The organism is bacterium, from assembly GCA_035549195.1.
Taxonomy (GTDB): Bacteria; Oederibacteriota; Muellerivitia; order Muellerivitales; family Muellerivitaceae; genus DASZRK01.
Genome location: DASZRK010000020.1, coordinates 28,440 through 46,490 on the forward strand (window position 1 = coordinate 28,440; position 18,051 = coordinate 46,490).

24 protein-coding genes and 1 tRNA gene are annotated in these 18,051 nt (G+C 59.1%); all 25 read right to left on the reverse strand.

What is annotated here, in order from left to right:
- Window positions 1-3: 3 nt before the first annotated feature.
- The 25 genes from VHE12_05805 to VHE12_05925 all read right to left on the reverse strand — a co-directional run bounded on the left by VHE12_05805 (window position 4) and on the right by VHE12_05925 (window position 17,863).
- On the reverse strand, window positions 4-657 hold the full coding sequence (locus tag VHE12_05805) for a hypothetical protein (protein ID HVZ80305.1): 654 nt from the start codon (window positions 655-657) through the stop codon (window positions 4-6).
- Entirely contained in the window at window positions 651-1,544 is an 894-nt protein-coding gene (locus VHE12_05810) for a hypothetical protein (GenBank protein HVZ80306.1), read from the reverse strand. Before VHE12_05810 ends, VHE12_05805 begins: the two co-directional genes overlap by 7 nt.
- A gap of 21 nt (window positions 1,545-1,565) precedes the next feature.
- A tRNA-Met gene (locus tag VHE12_05815) sits at window positions 1,566-1,641 on the reverse strand.
- Window positions 1,642-1,645: 4 nt separating this feature from the next.
- The gene (locus VHE12_05820) at window positions 1,646-2,023 is read right to left on the reverse strand and encodes a hypothetical protein (GenBank protein ID HVZ80307.1); all 378 of its coding nucleotides are present in this window, start codon (window positions 2,021-2,023) and stop codon (window positions 1,646-1,648) included.
- 80 nt (window positions 2,024-2,103) lie between these two features.
- The gene (locus VHE12_05825; protein ID HVZ80308.1) at window positions 2,104-2,556 is read right to left on the reverse strand and encodes a hypothetical protein; all 453 of its coding nucleotides are present in this window, start codon (window positions 2,554-2,556) and stop codon (window positions 2,104-2,106) included.
- A gap of 80 nt (window positions 2,557-2,636) precedes the next feature.
- Window positions 2,637-3,671, reverse strand: coding sequence for a hypothetical protein (locus VHE12_05830; GenBank protein HVZ80309.1), 1,035 nt, complete (start codon window positions 3,669-3,671; stop codon window positions 2,637-2,639).
- A 32-nt stretch (window positions 3,672-3,703) separates the two neighbouring features.
- Window positions 3,704-4,453: a hypothetical protein gene (locus VHE12_05835; protein ID HVZ80310.1), complete on the reverse strand. Its 750-nt coding sequence runs from the start codon at window positions 4,451-4,453 to the stop codon at window positions 3,704-3,706.
- Between the two features lie 11 nt (window positions 4,454-4,464).
- The gene (locus VHE12_05840; GenBank protein HVZ80311.1) at window positions 4,465-4,851 is read right to left on the reverse strand and encodes a hypothetical protein; all 387 of its coding nucleotides are present in this window, start codon (window positions 4,849-4,851) and stop codon (window positions 4,465-4,467) included.
- 1 nt (window position 4,852) lies between these two features.
- A complete protein-coding gene (locus tag VHE12_05845; GenBank protein HVZ80312.1) occupies window positions 4,853-6,622 on the reverse strand; it encodes a portal protein in 1,770 nt (589 codons plus the stop codon).
- Window positions 6,623-6,710: 88 nt separating this feature from the next.
- Window positions 6,711-6,839 carry a hypothetical protein gene (locus tag VHE12_05850; GenBank protein ID HVZ80313.1) on the reverse strand — a complete coding sequence of 43 codons (129 nt, stop codon included), beginning with the start codon at window positions 6,837-6,839 and terminating at the stop codon, window positions 6,711-6,713.
- Window positions 6,836-7,105: a hypothetical protein gene (locus VHE12_05855; protein HVZ80314.1), complete on the reverse strand. Its 270-nt coding sequence runs from the start codon at window positions 7,103-7,105 to the stop codon at window positions 6,836-6,838. Before VHE12_05855 ends, VHE12_05850 begins: the two co-directional genes overlap by 4 nt.
- Window positions 7,106-7,159: 54 nt before the next feature.
- A complete protein-coding gene (locus VHE12_05860) occupies window positions 7,160-8,722 on the reverse strand; it encodes a terminase (GenBank protein ID HVZ80315.1) in 1,563 nt (520 codons plus the stop codon).
- An 85-nt stretch (window positions 8,723-8,807) separates the two neighbouring features.
- Entirely contained in the window at window positions 8,808-9,179 is a 372-nt protein-coding gene (locus VHE12_05865; GenBank protein HVZ80316.1) for a zinc ribbon domain-containing protein, read from the reverse strand.
- Window positions 9,176-9,598, reverse strand: a complete 423-nt coding sequence (locus VHE12_05870; protein HVZ80317.1) for a hypothetical protein — start codon at window positions 9,596-9,598, stop codon at window positions 9,176-9,178. Before VHE12_05870 ends, VHE12_05865 begins: the two co-directional genes overlap by 4 nt.
- Window positions 9,599-9,652: 54 nt before the next feature.
- Window positions 9,653-9,856 carry a hypothetical protein gene (locus tag VHE12_05875; protein ID HVZ80318.1) on the reverse strand — a complete coding sequence of 68 codons (204 nt, stop codon included), beginning with the start codon at window positions 9,854-9,856 and terminating at the stop codon, window positions 9,653-9,655.
- A gap of 47 nt (window positions 9,857-9,903) precedes the next feature.
- The gene (locus tag VHE12_05880) at window positions 9,904-10,107 is read right to left on the reverse strand and encodes a hypothetical protein (protein HVZ80319.1); all 204 of its coding nucleotides are present in this window, start codon (window positions 10,105-10,107) and stop codon (window positions 9,904-9,906) included.
- A 340-nt stretch (window positions 10,108-10,447) separates the two neighbouring features.
- A complete protein-coding gene (locus tag VHE12_05885) occupies window positions 10,448-10,603 on the reverse strand; it encodes a hypothetical protein (GenBank protein HVZ80320.1) in 156 nt (51 codons plus the stop codon).
- Between the two features lie 902 nt (window positions 10,604-11,505).
- A complete protein-coding gene (locus VHE12_05890) occupies window positions 11,506-12,129 on the reverse strand; it encodes a hypothetical protein (GenBank protein ID HVZ80321.1) in 624 nt (207 codons plus the stop codon).
- Between the two features lie 319 nt (window positions 12,130-12,448).
- Entirely contained in the window at window positions 12,449-13,024 is a 576-nt protein-coding gene (locus tag VHE12_05895) for a hypothetical protein (GenBank protein ID HVZ80322.1), read from the reverse strand.
- A 60-nt stretch (window positions 13,025-13,084) separates the two neighbouring features.
- Window positions 13,085-13,855: a hypothetical protein gene (locus VHE12_05900; protein HVZ80323.1), complete on the reverse strand. Its 771-nt coding sequence runs from the start codon at window positions 13,853-13,855 to the stop codon at window positions 13,085-13,087.
- 166 nt (window positions 13,856-14,021) lie between these two features.
- Window positions 14,022-14,858 (reverse strand): phage Gp37/Gp68 family protein, encoded by an 837-nt coding sequence (locus tag VHE12_05905; GenBank protein ID HVZ80324.1) that lies wholly within the window; start codon window positions 14,856-14,858, stop codon window positions 14,022-14,024.
- Window positions 14,855-14,980 (reverse strand): hypothetical protein, encoded by a 126-nt coding sequence (locus tag VHE12_05910; protein HVZ80325.1) that lies wholly within the window; start codon window positions 14,978-14,980, stop codon window positions 14,855-14,857. The genes VHE12_05905 and VHE12_05910 overlap by 4 nt, the downstream gene beginning before the upstream one ends.
- The gene (locus VHE12_05915) at window positions 14,977-15,954 is read right to left on the reverse strand and encodes a site-specific DNA-methyltransferase (GenBank protein HVZ80326.1); all 978 of its coding nucleotides are present in this window, start codon (window positions 15,952-15,954) and stop codon (window positions 14,977-14,979) included. The genes VHE12_05910 and VHE12_05915 overlap by 4 nt, the downstream gene beginning before the upstream one ends.
- Window positions 15,951-17,327, reverse strand: coding sequence for a DNA cytosine methyltransferase (locus VHE12_05920; GenBank protein ID HVZ80327.1), 1,377 nt, complete (start codon window positions 17,325-17,327; stop codon window positions 15,951-15,953). Before VHE12_05920 ends, VHE12_05915 begins: the two co-directional genes overlap by 4 nt.
- Window positions 17,324-17,863 carry a hypothetical protein gene (locus tag VHE12_05925; GenBank protein ID HVZ80328.1) on the reverse strand — a complete coding sequence of 180 codons (540 nt, stop codon included), beginning with the start codon at window positions 17,861-17,863 and terminating at the stop codon, window positions 17,324-17,326. Before VHE12_05925 ends, VHE12_05920 begins: the two co-directional genes overlap by 4 nt.
- Window positions 17,864-18,051: the final 188 nt, after the last annotated feature.

The following is an 18,051-nucleotide window of genomic DNA, read 5'->3' on the forward strand; positions in this document are numbered from 1 at the left end:
GGGTCAGGCCGCCGGTTCGAGCAGGAGGTAGGCGATCTCCCGGTCGTCCAGCGCGTTGTCGGAAGTGATCGTGAAGGAAGTACCCGGGTCCCGGGTGGCCGTGTCCAGGTTGCCCGCGTTGGCCGAGGCGCTGATTGGCGAGAGCAAGATGCGGGTATTGGCCGTGACCAGGCTATGGTCCACCACCGCCACGCCGGCGGAAAGGGTGGCCGTGCCCAACATGCCGTCGGTGCCCTCTTTGATGCTCAGGCCGTCCCCGGCAGTGGGGAGCGTCAAGCCGGAAGCGTTCAAGATGGCGTGATAAGTACCGTCCACGATGAAAAGGGAGCGGGCCCCCGCGGGGACCCGGATCTCCACATGGCCGTCCGGGAAAGGTTCTACGATCGCCAGGTTCCCGCTGTTCAAAGCCACGGCGAGGGCCGAATAGAGGGTCAGCGTGACATCATCCTCGGAAACGACCAAAGAGCGCCCCTCCAACCCGTGGCCGTCGGCGTCCTTGAATACCGCCACTTCACCCGCTTCCACGGTCCCGGGTTCCACGCCCGAGGAAGGCGCGTCCGAAGGGAGCAGGCCGGGGAACTTGCGGGTAGTGAAATATTCCTTGAGGGCGCTTCGGATCAGTCCGTTCACTTCATCGCGCTGGCTCTGGGTCAGCATGAAGGCCTCCGGACGCCCCGGCGGGACATGCGCGACAAGGTGGAGGCGGACAGGGGCCGGACGCCCTTGAAACTTTCGTTCGCCCCGTTGGCCATGGCGTTGTTCTTGGCCATGACGTAATCCACCTTCAGGCCTTCGACGAAATCCTTGTGTTCGATCCCCAGGATGCGCACCCCCGAGAGCATGGCCAACTTATAGCCCACCGCGATGCCGAAATCGGCGGGCCAGAGGGACAGGTCGGGGATGATCGAATATTCCACCCAACATTCCTCGATGTTCGTGAGGATGCGTTGATGGGCCTGTGGCGTCACCGTGCCGCCGGTCGTGTAAGCGGTAAAGTCGGTGGAATCAATGGCCTCGCCCGTTGCCAGGTCCAGCAATTGGCAGGTGGTGGCCGCGGCCTCGTCCACGATATAGCTGTTGCCGTTCAGTTCGACCATGCCGCCGACCGAGGCGAACTTCACGACCTGACCATCCTCCAGACCGTCGGCGGTCACCACCGCCGGGTCGGCCTGGGTCACGCCGGCCACATCGACGGCCGCGCCCGCATTGACGGGGACCTTGCGGTGGGGCACTTCGGTCTCGAGGGAATCGGGATAGATGCCCGAGAAGATGCGCTTGAACTTGGCGGCTTCCGTAGGCAGGTAATAGGCGTAAAGCCATTCCTTGGTGGGGTTATCGACCAGTTTGACCAGCTGGACGAACTTGCTGGTCAGTTCCATCTTCACGTCGCGGATGACCTGTTCCAGCGCGATGGGGTAATAGAATTGGAGGGTGGTCAGGCTGTTGTCCGACGGGTCGCTTTCCGAAAAGTCGCTGATCGGCTTTTGGTTGAGGAACCCAAGCGCCAGGTTGGCGATATCGGTCGTCGTCGAAAAAACACCCATGATCCATCCCTCCTTTCCTGTTGGTTGCGGGGGTGGGATTCGAACCCACGGCCTCCTGATAATGAGTCAGGCTATCTGACCGCTGATATACCCCGCGTCGGCTAGGCTTCGGCCCCCTTGCGCTTGGGCGGTTTGGGCCCGGTCGGGGCATCCCCGCCGTTCTCCGCCGCCTTTTTCTGGGCCGCCTTCTTGTCCCGCTTGGCGTTGGCCTTGTCGATGGCCTCGGTCGCCGTGCCGCTCCCCTTATCGACGGGCTCGGCCATGTCCGGGGAACCTTCCTCGAACGGATCGCCTTCGGGAGTGTCGTCGTCCACCTTCTCCATCCAACCGTCGAAAACGATGTGGCCGCCCTCCTTCGTCTTGTGCTTCTGCCCGACGCCCGAGAAATGGGATTCGTCGTCGATCGTGAAGACCGAACCGGCCACCCGCCGCTTGCGCTTATAGCGGCCTTCCTTCAGCGCCCTAACTTTGATCGGCATGCTTTCCTCCGTGAACGTTCAATGGTTACCAGCCAAAAGAAGCGGCCCCGGCGGGATGCCGGGGCCGAAAAGCGTTCCCCTTATCCCAGCGTGCTGGCGCTGGTGTAGAGGTGGCGAACACCCGGCTCCAGGCTCAACCGCGCCCGGATGGCGCCCGCCGAAGGGGCTCCGGAACCGCGGGCATAGACCCGGATCCCGATGAACTCCTTGTAGTTGAAGGATTCCGGGACCTCGAAATAATCCCGGGTGCCTTCCGCCGCGGCGGCCGCGAACTGGATGGCCGTCTGCTTGATGACGACCAAGCTCGATGTCAGGGCGGCGTTGTCCGCCGTCACGAAATCGATGTCCAGGCTGTCGTTGGCGCCGACCAAAGCGTCGGTCACCTCGACCACGCAGAACACCTTGTGGCTTCCGACCCCGATGTTGCGGGCCGTGGCCAGGTCGATCGACTGGGAGCAAAGCACCCCCGAATCCGATCCGGAATAGACGTTCTCGCCGTCCATGTCCGTGAAGTAAAGATTGCGGTCTTCCATTCATCCTTCTTTCCGCCCTTACAGGGCTTTCATGAGAGGGTAAGAAGCCCCCGGTCGCCCGGGGGCGGGTTGGGGGTTGGTTACGACACCAGCTCTTCGGTGCCGTCCAGGATCTGTTCGGAGAAGATGATCGGAACGCCCATGAAGGTGGGCATCGTCACGTTCTTCAGGAACCCGTTGTCCACGTTCTCGTACCGGATGCCCGACCCTTGCGAAACCGCCGAGTCGATCTGATGCAGCAGGTACTCGAACATCTTGGAACTCATCAACCAGTAGTGGTTGATGCCTTGCGGCCCCACCTTGATGCGGAAACGGCTCTGGACGCGGGCCCGGGCCTTCTTCATCAGGTAGATGAGGTTCTTGGTCGTGCCGGTCCCGGCTTCCAGGTCCGACAACGAGATGTTGGCGATGCGCTGGGTGAAACGGTGGTCCTCTTCGGCCAAGCCGAACTTCTGGGACCAGCGCCACTTGTGGACCAGCAATTCGCCGTCATCGTTCTGGTCGGAGACCTTCCCGATGTAATCGCTCTGGATCCCGGCGGTCTTGGAGCCCTTGGGGAAGATGCCGTAAACGGCGCCCGGGCCCATGCCGACCAGGTAGATCGATTGGAGGTTGGTGGTCCCACCCCCGTCGATGGTCACCTTGCCCGCCTCGCCCGAAAGCGAGGAATGGCGGATGGCCAGGCCAACCGGTTCCAGCGGATCAGTGACGTGGTCCCCGTTGACCATGGCGTTCTCGACCAGCTGGGCGAGGGCTTCCGCGTGGGGAGCCGCCTCGGACAGGATGGCCGGGTCGCCGCCGTTCAATTCGGCCAGGTCGGCGTTCACCTTGGCCCAGGTCACGGCGAAAGCCGTCGGCTCGGTGATGACCGCGGTGGTCGAATGGCTGGCCTTATGCCGCAAACCGTAGGCGCTCAGGTGCGCCTGGGGCAGGCTGGTGCGGACGCCCACCTTGTGGCCCACGCCGTCGTTGGCCTCGCGGAACGGCACGATCTGGGTGAATTGGTTGTTCTGGTGCATCAGTTCGGCGATGACCAGTTCTCCGCCCTCCGGATTGCGCTTCAGGTTCCAATCCAGGAGCGTGTGCATCTCGTTGTTTTGAGCGGCAGTAGTCATTCATCCTTCTTTCTGCCCTTGCGGGCTGGTTCTCAGACCTTCATCAGGGCTTGGGCCTTTTCGGCCTCGGAGCGGTTCAGGGGGGTCTTGTCCCCTGCGCCCTGGTTCCCGTTGAACTCGAACTTGTCGGACCCCATCTCCAGCGCGTCGTGGAGCATGACGAAGAGCTTGTTGGCCGTGACCGAGTTGGAGAGGCCCAACCGGTCGATCTCCGCCTTCACGCCGGGCAACTGTTTCTCGAAGAACTCCGTGACCTTGTGGGCCTTGGTGGTGTTCTCCTGGAACTTGTCGCCCCAGTCCTTCTTGAGGGTGTTGATCGAATCCTCGTTGTATTTCTTGAAGTCGTTGGCCACCTTGCCCAGGTAGGCTTCGACCGTGGCGTGGTCCCGCTCCAGCACCGTCTTGTAAGTGGATTCGTCCCACTTCAATTCGGCCGCCAGTTTTTGGAGCCCCGCGACGTGGTCCTCGGGGACCTTCGACCCATCGGGCAACTTGACCTTGGCGTAGTCGGGGGCCTTCCAGTTCTTGGAGGCCTCTTCCTGCTTTTTCTTCGCCTCGGCTTGCGCGGCCTCGATCTCGGAGCGTTTGGTTTGGTAGCCCTTCAGGCCCGCGACCAGTTCTTCCCGGGACTTGTCGTCCAGGGCGAACTTCGGGTCCTCGAACTTGCCCACCAGACCCAGGACGGATTCGAGGGTCTTTTGCATCTCCGCACCGGCCGCTTCCGGGCCGCCTTGACCGGGGGTCGGCTCCCCGCCTTGCGCGCCCTGCTTGCTGTCGTCCATGGATCTCCCCTTTACTGTTTTTCCTCGAAATACAAAGCGAGGTTCACCTTCTCGCCCTTGTCGATGAGCCTGCGACGCATCTGTTCGTCGCGGAACATCAGCCGTTCAGCCTCCACACCGGCCTCGAAGTCGATCGCCTTGACCTCGGCCAGCATCCTTTCGCCCACCCTCCGCATCCCTTCGCGGAAGCGGGCGTCGTTGCTTTCGTTGCTCTCGATGGCCGTGTGGACCCCGCATTCCTTCGTCCACCGCCCGATGAACCGCAGGAAGGCCTTGTCCCGCACCAGGTGGACCATGTCCTTCGTCTGGCGGTCGATGATCTGGCGCTTCCAAGCCAGTTCCTTCTCGGTCTGCTCGGCCGACTTCGCTTGCCTCTCGGACCGGCGTTCCGGGTTCACGTCAGGCCGCCGGGGCCAGGTTGCCCGCCTGCGCCATCTTCAAAAGTTGGGTGACGAGGTTGTTCCCGTCGGTCGGGGTCTGGCCGAGGTTCTTGGCGGTCTGGGAGGCCTGTTGCATCAGTTCGGCCTGGTGCTGGTCGGCGGCGGCCTTTTGGGAAGCGGCCCTCATCTGGGCCACCACGTCCTCGGGCCGAAGGAAGCCGGCGGGCAGGTTGAGGATCTTGCCGATCTGGTCGAGGACCGCGCCGAAGTCGATCTTGACCAAGGGCGTTTGGTCGCCCATCTGGACCATCTTTTCGCCGTAGGCCAGGAGCTTGTCGACGAGGCCCAGCAGGGCCACCTTCTGGGCGCGGGCGAAAGGCGAAATGAATTCGGGCGGGAGGTCGCGGCCGACCAGTTCGGCGGGGGGCGGGGGCATCTCGCCGGCCTCGTTGAGGATGGTGAAGGTCACGTCGATGCAGTGGCGCAGGGCCCGGAAGACCATCTGGGTCACAGGGCCCAGTTCGACCATCTTCTCGTCGCGCAGGGCGTCCACTTCGGTGGCCGAGACCTGGCCGGTCACCGAATCGCGTAGGCGGGAAATGGCCAGGAACAGGTCCGTGAAGAACCCGCGTTCCACGATGTTCCGCAGGTCCCGCTTGTTCTCCGAGACCCACTTGAGGTCGTGGGCGATCTCGAAGAGGGGGCGCAGGCCCGCCTTGGGGTCGGTCGAGTTGTCGGCGGTGAACCCGCCTGGGCCCTTCTGGATGATCTCGTCGTTGAAGGCATCCGGCCCGGTCAAGGGAGGGTCCAGGACCAGGTCGGTCCCGTGGTTCAGGTCCTCGGTCGTTTTGTAGAGCTGCTTGATGTCGGCCAAGACCTGCAGGCCCGGGCATTCGTTGGCGTAGACTTCCTGGCTGCGCTTGGACCAGCGGGAAACGAAGGCGGGGAACCAGTCGTAGCCGCTTTCCCGCAGGTATTTGCCGGTCAGTTCGCCGGTCGTCTTCTCGAAATAACGGCTCAGCCAGCGTTTGTACTTGGCCTGGGGTTTGTCGGGCGTGAAGTTGGGGTTGGGCCGGATGACATGGCGGACGACGACCCACCGTTCCATGTTCTCGGTCAGGCCGCTCTTCCACCAATCGGCCACCTCGGTGGAAAGGTTGGAAAGGTCGTATTGCCCGTCGTCCGTGAGCTTGCAGAACTTGGGGACCAATTGGCGGACCTTGAACTGCTCTTCCCGCCCGATGGTGTTCACATCCCCGTTCTCGTCGATGTCCAGGACGTAGGTACCCCAGGACAGCGTGTTGTAGCGCACCTTGAAAACGGGGTCTTGTTCGATGAGGGTCACGGCCGAAGGCAGGCAAAGCAGGTCCGCGAAATGGCTGGCCATCTCGGTGTAGAAGTTGGACCGGTCGAAGGCGGTCAGGAGCCGCTTGTTGGCGTAGTCCAGGAAGGCCTTGACGGCCGAGCGGACCGCCAGTTGTTCCTCGTCCACGCCCAGGATGACCCAGGGGGAGGCGGGCGACGTGCAGCCCGAAAGGAACCCGGCGATGGCCGTGCGGAGGGCCAGGACCGTGGTGGAATCGAAGATGTTGTCGTTGAAGTCGTGGGAGAAATTATCGACGGCGGTGGTGGTCTGGTTGGCCTGGAGCAACCAGCGCAGGCGGTGGACGAGCAGGTTGTCGTTGATCTCGCGGGCCCACGGATCCACCGCGTTGCGGAGGGTCAGCAGGTTGACGAAGATCTTCGCGTCGTCCTGGTAGGCTGGAAAAGGAGGTTGGGGAACGGCCATCGGGAACCTTTTTTGTCAGGTTCCAAGGTGGCCGTGGGCGGGCCCCGTTACCGGGGGTTGGCGTCAGGCGGGCTTGGTGAAGTAGGTGCTACTTGCCTCCACTGCGTATCAGGTCGGTCGAAACACCTTCGGCGATCAACCATTTTTCCCAGGCGGCGCAAGCCCCCCGGAGAAGCCTCAAAAGCGTCACGTGCAGGATCTGGGTCGGGAGGCTCAACCGGCCAACCCCATTTTCGTGGTGTAGATCGAGCCGCCCTTCTGGGCTTGCCAGGAAGTCAGCTGGTTGAACGCGGTCGAAAGTTGGGCTGCGTTGTCGCGCTCAGCCTTTTGACGGGTCATGAAATCCTGGGCATCCTTCAGGGCCTTGGCGGCTGCGGCCTTTTGTTTCTTCTCCAGATCCCCGGCGGCGTCAGCGGTCTGGATCCCGCCGATGACGGAACCGAGCCCATCCACACCCATCTTCAATGCGTCGGTGAATCCCATGAATTCAAATTATTCAAGAGGCCTTGGATGTTCAATCCCCAAAATCGCATATCTTCACCGGCCGCGGGCACGGGACAGGCGGTCCTTGAGGCTGTAGGGCTTTGCCTGCCGGTTATTGCGGGCGGCCTTTTCCCAGACGTTCTTGGGTTGTTTCAGGGGTTCGATGTGGAAGGCCCAAAGCATGGCGGCCGCGTCCCCGTCGTTGGGGCTAGGCAGGTTCATGCTCTTCATCGTGGACTTCTTGACCAGCATCACCTTGTCGTGTTCGTCCAGGGTGGCCTCCTGGTTGGTGATGTCCCGGCGCAGGTATTTGTCGTCGTCCACGGCCGCGTGGAGCCGCAGGGCATCCCGCAGGCGGGCCCAGGAATAGGCCCGCATATTGCGGTAAAGCCGCTCCCCATTGGGGCCTTCCTTGTCGGTGCTGGTCACCGCCCCCACGAAGGGCAGCACCTTGATGCCTGTTCGTTTCAGGTTGTTGAAGACCGGCCCGCCGGCGCCCGAGGCGTCGATGATGAGGATGTCGGGCTTGCGCGGAAGGCCGTAATTGCGGGGGTTGGCGAAGATATCGTGGATCTTGCCTTCCAACACTGCGTTGTCTCGGACTTCGGAGCCGGGGATGCGGATGGTCGGAAATGTGCGCATGTCCGAGCCCAACCGGAACCGGATGACGCAATCGTCCTCGCCCCCGAAAGCGGGGTCGCAGGCCATCACCAGAGGATCGTCCGGCCGCCAGGTCACTTCCCGGCATTCAGCTTCCTCCAGGAATTCGGCGGGGATGAACTGCAAAGCCGAGGAACGTGGCAAAAGGCCCAGGATATGGGTCCGGCAAAAGTCGCTGTCCAGACCATATTCCTTGATCCATTCATCGTGCAGTTGCTTGTTGGCGTTCTCGACCGTCCGGCAATCGACCGAGTTGTGGACCCAGTTCATGGCCTTGGACCCGAAAGTGATCTCGGCGAACCAACCGTTGTTCCGGGTCCCGTTCCCGTTCACGTGGTGGATGATCTCGGTGAAGGTGTCGGTGTTCGAGCCCTCGGCGGTCTGCCAGACGGGGTCGGGAATCTGGCTGGATTCCTCGAAGATCTTGATGATCCGGCGTCCTTCGTTGTGCATCCCGGCCCCGGATTCGGGATGGTTGAGGCTCCAGGGCTGCATGTCCACGCGCCATTCGAGCTTGTATTGCGGGTTGACGGGGAAAAGGGCCGTGGCGGTCAGGGTGAAGAAATGGCGGGCGATGAAGAGGGAATACCACTTGCTCATTTCGGGCCAGAACTTGGTGGCCAGCTGGTCGGCGGTCCCCGAGGTCACGAACCCGCGGGTGAGTTCGCAGGTAGTGAAGGCCCACAAGAGCTTGAAGACCGACTTGGCCGACTTTCCGTTGCCGTTCCCGGCGATGTCCGCCTCGCGGTCGAGCATGTATTGGGTCCGGGGCCCCCAATGTTCGATGCGCTTTTCCATCGCCTTGAGGCTGTCCAATTGCCAGCGATAGGGTTGTTTATGCTCGAGGTGGGTGCCCTTGCGGCCCCAGGGGAAGGCCCACATGACGAACTGGTAGGGCTTGTATTTGAACCGGGCCAGGTCTTGGGCAACGGCTTTTTGGTCGGCGAGGGAGATCAATTGGAACCCCGAAAGTCAGGTTCCAAGGTGGCCGTGGGCGGGCCCCGTTACCGGGGGTTGGCGTCAGGCGGGCTTGGGCGTCGGCTCAGTTGTACGGATGCAGGATCTTCTTGCTTTTGGGCAAGACCAACCGGGGCAGGGCCGCTTCGAGCTTGTCGATCTTGGCCTTGGCTGTGCGCTTTTCATCCGCGTTCTCGATGGGTTTGAACCCGTTGGCCACGTAGGCCTTGAGGTCCAGGGACGCCGACAAGAAGCGGTTGAAGATCGTTTCTCGCCACAAATGCTGCCAAAGGGCCGGGTTTTCCAGGGCCTTCTCAAAGACCTTCTTCGAGACTAGGACCGTGATCTCCAGGTTCTCTTCGGGGGTGTCGTCGGGGATCATGTAATGGCAGGATGGGCAAAGACCGCCTTGAAGTTCTTCCTGGCATAAGGGACAGAAATTCATGGGTTCGTTCACGCGATCCCCGCCCTCTGCCTGCCGGCCTTCAATTCCTCGGCCAGGTCGATCAGTTGGGCCCCGAGGTCCTTGGATTCGGTCGGGATCCGATACCGCTTGCTCTTGGCCTGGATCAATTTCCACAGCAAATTATTGTCGAAACGCCGGATGGTCCCGACCTCCGCGCCCTCGTAGAAAACGGGCTCTTCCCATCCGTCCCGGGCCCGATTGATGGCCACCGGCAAAAGATGGGCTTCCGCGCCGATCTCGTTGGACATGGCCACCTGTTCGGCGAACTTGGCGTCGGCCTTCATGTGGTCATAGGGCGTCTGGCGCGAAACACCGGCCTTTTCGGCGGCTTGCACGATCGTGTCACCGTTCTGGAGGCACTGCAGGAACTTTTCCTTGGCCTTTGGCGTAAACTTTGTACGATTTGCCATGTCTTAATCTGATTCCCGTTGCTTGAAATGTTCAATCCCCCAAATTCAGGGGCCCTAGATATTGGGGTTCAATTGCCCCATCGACCCTTGCGACTGGGACAGGATCAGGATTTCATCCTGGCTCGTCAGGATGACGCCCTGGCTGCGGCAGGCCTCGCGCATGGCTTCCAAAGCCGGGCAACGTCGCCGCCCAACGACCCTTTCCGCGAATTTCCGGCGGTATTTATACTTTTTCTTCGGCCTATCCGTCGGCTCCATTGATCCCCCCACTCTTTGAAATCACCGTCCCCACGGTGTACGGCCCTTCAAGGCTTTTGAGGCGCTTCCCTCTCGGCCGTGAAGTTCTTACAAGCCCTCACCTGTTCGTTCGGCACGTGCCAGATCTCGCCGTTGTCCAGGAAAACCACCCAAATGGCCGAGGTTTCCAGGCCGGGCCAGATGTAGATGTGCGCCCAACCGGATCCTTTCGTGGTTTCAAGGTAGACCGGTGGGTTTAGTTGGATGATCACCGCTTCATTTCCTCAAGTTTCCCAATTACTAAAGTTCGCCATGCTCAATAAGCCACTTCATCAGCTTTACGCACAAATCCCTAGCCTCTTGAAAATTCAACCGAAGCTGGTGAAATTCAACATTCCAAACATAGGTGTTGGAACCCTCGGTTGAAGTTGGCACTTCCATTCGTCCTCCTTTGTCACGGCTCACGGGGGTCATCTTGGTTTCTCACCAAGCTCAGTATCCTGTCCGGGAATGCCCGGGCCGACCGCATGATTTCTGTGACCCCCGTCAACCGTGACGCTCATTAGTTACAATCAAAAGCAAGCCCCGTATGGCCGGGACCACGCCTTAGACCTAGGCCTTGTGGATAAACAACTCAAGGTGGCGCTCATCATTGCCGTCCTTGATAATCTGATCCCGATTGGCCTTGAAAATCTCTTCCGCTTCCTTTGGCCCCTCGGCTTCTACAACCGACTGGCCCACGGAAGTCCAGCTCACAATGAACTTCATAATTCCTCCTTGTTGCCACCCATAATTGGGTATGGCTTATTCACGCTTTGTGTGTAGTGTGGTTATTGAGGACCGCTTGGACTTCTGGGTATAAATCCTCAAAGTAAACTCCACCGTTTGCTTGGTCTCCCACTCTATCGCTATCCTTCCAAACCTTCCCCTCTGGCGCTGGCCCTGGGGCTACAAAAAAGTGCCAGTTTTCGAGGTCTCTAGACCCGTTGTCGTGGTGGATTGCGTCTTTCTCGAATGAACCGCAACGCTGGCACCTCTCGCCCTCGGCGCTCTTGGCGGGTTGGGGCGCACGAAAATATGACAGCGGCCTTGTAACGCCCGGGCACACATTCTCGCTCAGGTGTTCTTGTTCCGTTCTCCCGCAGTTCTCACACGCAGGGCAAGCCGTGATGGGTGGCCTTGGATATTGCGAACATTCATCGTGACGGCAATACTTCAAGCTCCATGACGGGGCGTGGCAAATAAAAGGAAAACGCTCAAGCTCCGTGATAGTGGCGGTGGGTTCGGATAGGGCTTCCAATTCGGCCAGTTTCTTTTTTGCAAATCGCCAGTAACAGTCACACTTTTTCCAATAGCCATCGGGTTGTTGACATTCGTGGACCAAGTCAAAAGCCATCCGCCGTAGCGCCTCTTTGGCCATCTCCAACGCTTCCCGATACCTCTGTTCGTTCGTCTGGCTCATCGGTCACTCCTAACCGTTTTCATTGGCATCCAACGCACACTGAACCACGCCCATTCGTGCCACCATACGTTCCATGTGTTGTTGATGGTTCGTATCTTCCAACGGTCCGCACGATGAAACCAGATGGTGAACCAACCAATCCAAATCATGAAGGACCAGCGATAGTCCACTTGTTGCGGAAGTTTTTCAACTGGACCGATTTTGAATATCATTTCTGCTCCCCTTGGTCGGCTTTGAACGCTTCCCATGCTTGGTCTAAAGTGTAGTGCTTGGTGCAAAACGCATCGTATCCGGCCTCGAAAATCTTTCGGTCCCTTTCCCCGCTCGGCCCAGGTTGGGTGAGGGCTTCGAGTTCAGCCATCTTCTTGAGGATATTGTTAATCACCGCAAGCCTTAATCTGGCTCTTCCGGGTGGCGTGTATTCGCCTGAAACTCGAATGCTTTCAAGAAAGTTCTTCAGCTTTTCCCATCGCCCGTCCCCTGGGATTGAGGGGCGAGCTTTTAGGCCTTCGGCGTAGGCGATATTGAGCCCCAGTATCTTTCCTGCCGCTTCTTCGGCTGTGGAATGAGCGCTGTCCCAGTTCGGCCCCGAGACCGTGAAACAGGTATGGCCTTCCGGCGGCGGGAACACTTGGTACGGCTTCTTGAGTGAATCGGTCCCAATGATGTGGGAAACGTCAAACGGCTCCAGCCTGGGTTCGCTCATGGGCTTAGATGCAAAGACGCCCTCAATCTTCCCGGTCGGTGGGTCGCACTTCACTAAATTTTCTTTCCCCGGCTCGCACATTTCGCCGCTCAATTGGCGCTCCTTTTCAAAACGAACTTGTGGCATTTGAGGCAATACTTTTTGGTCTTATACCAGGGGACCGGAAGCGTCCGGCGCTCAGGGTGGTTGCACTTGCTCTCGTCCACCTTCCCCTTATCCCCTCTAGCCACGCTGGGCCTCCAATCGCTTAATGGTTTTCTTCAAAAGTTGCAGGGCGTGAACTCGGCAAAGGTCCATCCGGGCACCATGGTAGCGAGGCATCAACCAAAGGTGACCCATCGGTGTCGGAATGCCCGAGATCATCTTCGCCCGCTCACAGCCCTTTACCTCGCAATGCGTTGTATACCAAGCCATCCGCTCTCCCCCTTAGCCACGTTTCCCTCCCTCATGGACGGTCTCCAAAATCAAACCTGAACTTTCCAGCCCACCACGAAAGTGGTTTTTTCTTGAGCCGGATAAGCTCGTTCACCTTTTCGATGGCCTGGTAGAGTTCGGGATATACCTCATGAAGCCCTTGGTCTTCGGGCAATAGGTCCAAAAAAAGTTCATCGGGGTCTATTTCTGGGGCGTATTGCGGTTCGCAAATCACCAGCGGAAGGTCCTCGAACTTTATCCCCAGTTCCTCGGCGTAATCCTCGGCCTCTTCAATGCTCCAAAAGTAGCGGTCCCCGTCCACACACAGACCGCCAACCCCATCCCATTTTTTCTTGGGCATTTTAAGATAGGCTTCTTTGTCAGCCTTGTCATGGCAAGCCGAACACCATGAATTTCTAGAGATAACAGCACTGCATTTCTCACACTTTTTATGGGTGCTTCCATCGTAGCGGGCACAGCGTTCTGAATCTGGACCGTCCCCGCAATAAAGACCGGTCCGGCTTACCCAGCCCCTAATATCCGTCCGATAGCTGGCTGCTTCAGGCGAATCTTCCATCACGACCAACGATTTGGTTTCTGCGCTCATCTCCCCGCTCCCCTCTTGGCCCTATTGGGCACCCGCTTCTCAGTTATCGGCCCACCAACGTCAGGGCCGGATCCTCTTGAACTCCAACACCCAGACCCAGGGGTTCGCCTTCCAACTCGCGTCCCCATTGATGGATTTCCAAAGCAATTTGAACCCAATTCGATGCCCCCGAACGACAGGGGGATCAACAAAATCGCCTTCCATGGGTTCGATGGCGTTTTCTGCCCCTTCCGCCTTGGCGTCCGCCTCACTGATATCCTGCAACCGCTCCACCCGAACCTTCACAATCTCCAGGTCGATACGGCTGGCCCAGCGGGGCATGTGGATGGCGGGCGTCCACCTGGTCCGGTGGCAGTCGTCCTCGTTTTCGTGGCCACAGTCCCCGTCCATACAGGCCCACGGATAGATCGCGGCGTCCGGTTCAGTCGCCCGGTAATGGGGCACTTCGATGGCGTCGTAGTCGCCACCTTCCCCGTCCGATAACTTGATCGTATGGAAAGGCGTCCCATCCTTCGGGACTTCAAGGGTGTATTCGTTCCCGCCGTTTTCCAAAGTGAAGGTTTCCCGCACCCACAGTCGATCCCCGGGTTGGCCATATGGGCATTTCACTATCTTGTCTTCCCCCTTCTTTCCCACAAAAACAGCGCACATTTCGTTCTTTTTGTTGAAAACGAACTGGAGAAATTTCCAATAGTCGGGGGCCGCGTTGATCTCATCTAAGCCGCGCAGGCGACGGGTCTGGGTCTTAGGGTTTTCCACGCGAAGGGTGGCCTTCACCATGGGGCCCGAATACAGCAAGGGGCGTTCTTTCGCGGCTGTTTTCGTGGTCAATTTAGTTCTCCCAGTCTTTTCAGGGTCTTCAATTTGATTTCGTAATATCCAGCGCCAGGGTTTTTATAAACCAGACCCCGCATGATCGACCGGATCTTCCGCCACTCCAACTTGGTTGGCCACCAAGGCCGCAAGGCCATCCTCAATTTCTGTTTTCGTTGAGAAATCATTGGGGATACTCCCTTATCCGCAGGTCTTCGGGCCATTCGTCCATTTTCCCGCCCTTGCGGTCTTCCAACTGCAACCCAGCAAACCCGTTGAAACCAAACTCTGGTGCGCCCACGTCTTCCATGGGTTTGGCCCCTAACTGCTTCATGAAGAAAGCCGACCCGGCCGCCTGGCACTGGTCCCGAAGGTCTCGGGCCCACTCGATGTTGAAGGACCTGGATTTAGGGCCGCTCTCGCCCCCGCAGACCACCCACTTGATCAAGACCCCCGCATCGGCCTTGTCCCCAAAGTCCACCTTGATCCGTTCCAGCATCGGTTCAACGCTCAGCCACCGCACGGCCGCCGGGGTCTTCAAGAGGTAGGGAATCCGCTCGTCCGCGGCCTTCTGGTTCTCCACCGTCACCCCCATCCATGCGTTCGGTGGCGGGGGCGCCTGCTGGCAAAAGTCCATCATCCGGTCGGCCCGCTTGGTCAGGATCAAGAACTGGTGCTGGGGGCAAAGGGTCATCGTGGTGACCATGGCGCTCCAGAACTCAATGGTCATGCGTTCGTGAAAAACGTCGCTCATCGAATTAACGAATATCCGGGCGGGTTTCCGCCAGTGCATCGGGTCTTGAAGCCGGCCGCCGAAGAACTGGAAATCCTTGAAGGGCTTGGCGTATTGCGGGGGCAGTTTCGGCTTCTCGCCTCTGGCCAGTGCATCCTTGTAGCCCTTGTGGCGTTTATCGTGAACGTCAAAGGCGTAGCAGTGGGCGCAGCCAGGGCTTACCCGGGTGCATCCGATGGTCGGGTTCCAGACCTTTTCCGCCCATTCGATGTTGGTTTTACCGCTCACCAGTTCCCCCAGACCCACAAAGATTCCAACCCGTCCAACGCCCAATCGAAGAAGCGGTAAAGCTCCCAACCAGCCAGGGCGATCACCCCAACACCGGCCAGGACCAGGACGAGGTTCTTCATGCCAGGGCCAATCCGGGCTGGGTCTTGGCCACCCGCCTTTCGGTGATCTCATGGTTCTTGGCGTAAAGCTCGATGCCCAGATATTGGCGGCCGCGCTCCAGACAGACCTTCCCCACGGTCCCGGCACCACTGAAGGAGTCCATCACCAGGTCACCCGGGCGGCTGCCGGCCAGGATGCAGGGCAGGACAAGCGCAGGCGGGAAGGTGGCGTAGTGGGCTTCAGCAAAATGACCGTTAGTTATCTGCCAAACCGATCTCGAATTTCTCTTCCCTTTTTCCGCCAACCTTTTCCGAGCCATCGCGCTACGGGCCACACCGTTTTCGCCCGGGGCGTTTTGGCCGTGTGAAGAATCATTTCTTTTGATTTCATATTTTCTTTCGGTTGCCTCTTTGGATGCCAAAAGCCGCCGGCGCCGCTCGTATTCCATTTGGGGTTCCGCTATCGCCTCAGCGTCGTAGAAATAGCTTTTCGATTTGCTCATCAAGAACAGGTATTCGTGGGCTCGGGTAGGTCGATCGGTCACGCTTTCGGGCATGGGATTGGGCTTGGCCCAGATGATGTCCTGGCGCAGATACCACCCGGCCGCCCGCAGGGCAAAGGCCAGGGCCCAGGGTTGGCCGATAAGGTCCTTGTGTTTGATTCCCTCGATCCTTTTCCGGCGGCCGATCAAAGACCCTCGATTGGTCCGTTGAAGCCCTTCCCCGCCACCGTTTCCGCCCGTGCTATAGCTATCGCCCATGTTCAGCCACAGGGTCCCATCAGGCCTTAAAACACGCCTCACTTCCTCGAAAACGGCGGTCATGTTCTCCAGGTATTCCTGAAAGGTCTTCTCGCTTCCCAGTTCCCGGGGGTCTTCCCCATACTTCCGCAGGCCCCAATAGGGTGGGCTGGTGACGACGCATTGGACATGGTCCGATGGCAGCATCGGCAATAGGTCTCGGCAATCGCCTTCGAGAACTTCGAAAAAGCTCATTTCTTAAAATCCTCCACCATCTGGATCCTCTGGCCGATCCACCGCAAAACCGGCACCGCCATGCTGTTGCCCAAGGCCTTGTACCGCGGACCATCCGTGGCCATGCCCTTCCGCCAAGGGATCAGCGTGTAATCGTCAGGGAAACCCTGAAGCCTTTCGCATTCCCGGGGCGTTAGGCGACGAACTGCCTGGTTATGGAACAGGTCTTGGTCTTGGTGCGTGGCCACGGTAAAAGCTTTGTCCTCGCTCACCAATGGTCCTTTGCCCCCGCCTTCTTTCCCTTCGCGATTCTTGAAAACCAAAGGCAGATTCCCACCGCCAGTTCCAGCCTTGGCAGTCAACGAAGGTCCCACCTGAACCTCCTTCGCACGACTGTCTTGAGCGTGATTTTCATAAACGACCGCTGGTTGATGACCCGCACGGATAGGCGGACAGCCCGGTTTGCTCATGCCCAACTGGGTTTCGCCACCTTGTTTGTGCTGAAATACCAATGGCGTTCCGCGCCCCGTTCCATCCTCACTGGCATCAAAACCCTCACCCCTCAAAGAATGGGTCACCAACATCCCAGCCTCGGCATCCTGTTGGGTCACGCTTCCAGCCACCTTTCCAGTGCAGTTCAGCGTTCCGGCAATAAGCGTGTCGGTGTCCGGCGTGTGCCTCATGTGTTTGCTGGCCAAAGGATGAGCGATCACAGGGTCTTGGCCTCGGGTTTCGCCGGCTCTTTCAAATCCACGGCCACTTGCTCCAATGCTCGGGCTAACATCGGTGGCAAATCCTTCCCCCGCTTTTCGGCCCGGCGCAGGATCCCCCGACAGGCTTTGGCGCTCAAAAAGTACCGCTGTGGCAGGTCGCCAGTCTCCAAGATGTCCGACAACGAACACACGACGGCGTCGCTGGGGTACTCCGAAATATTGAGCGTCAAGAACTCGGTAGGCGAACCCATACCCGCATTCCCGAAGGCCGGCAAGGAAGGTTCCAAAGTCTCGGGATTGGATACCGGCATCGATGCTGGTAGACGAAAGGACGCCGGGGACGTTCTCCCAAACCACCCAGCGGGGGCGTTTGAGGTCAAGAATTTTAAGAAAGTGGAGGGCCAGGTTACCGCGAGGGTCAGCCAGTCCTTTTCGAAGGCCTGCGACGCTGAAGCTTTGGCAGGGCGTTCCCCCGACAAGAAGGTCAATTGGTCCATCCTGAAATTCCTTCCGCTCATGGATCTTCGTCATATCCCCAAGGTTTGGGGTCTTCGGGTAGTGGTGGGCCAGAACCGCCGAGGGAAAGGCCTCGACCTCTGAATACCACGCAGCTGCCCAGCCCAGCCCAGCCCAGCCCACGGACGGGGCCGAAATCCCGCTACAAACGTCCCCGTAAATCATTTCGCCGTCTTCGCCGCAAGCTCGATCTCCAACCGCTTCCGCTCGGCCTTGTAGGCATCCGCCAGTTCTTGAAGGGTGAACGGGGCAGGGCAGGCCGCTTCGATGCGGGTCATGACCTCTTCCACTCCAACCATAACGACCAAAGGCCGCACTATTGGTTCAACAACAATTCTGCCGGCGGTCTTTAAAGCGTGTACTTCATGGGTCAAAAACTGTAGGTTTCGCAGGCTCACCATGTTGGGGATGCCATTCGTCACCCCGTCGCGCCGCAGGATGTGGTCCGGCTCGTAATTGCCCGAACGTAGCCACACGGCCGCCGGGACCCCCAAGGCCTTCTCGTAGACCAGCGCCAAGAGGGGCTTCGAATACCGCTGGAAGAACCTCTCCAAGGCCCCTTTTCGGGTGTTGGGGCTCGAATGCTTCAGGGGCTTCTTGAAGCGCCGCAGGTCCGTAGCCGGCCGATCCTTCTTGCGCTTCCCAATGGTCTTGGTCTCTTTGGTGGGCCGAATGCCCAGGGGGCCTTTGAAATCAGTCATTTTTTGTTTCCGCCTTAAAAAGCATTTGGACCAAAAAGGTCAGGACAACAGCCTGAAACCATGAGATGGGTTCAAGATGAAATAGAGGGGCCACCACGGGCCACAGCAACCGCAATCCCGTGCCAGTGACGAGAGACAGTGCTAAGTTCATCAACCCACGAAACAGACCTATTAAAAAAAGCTGGATA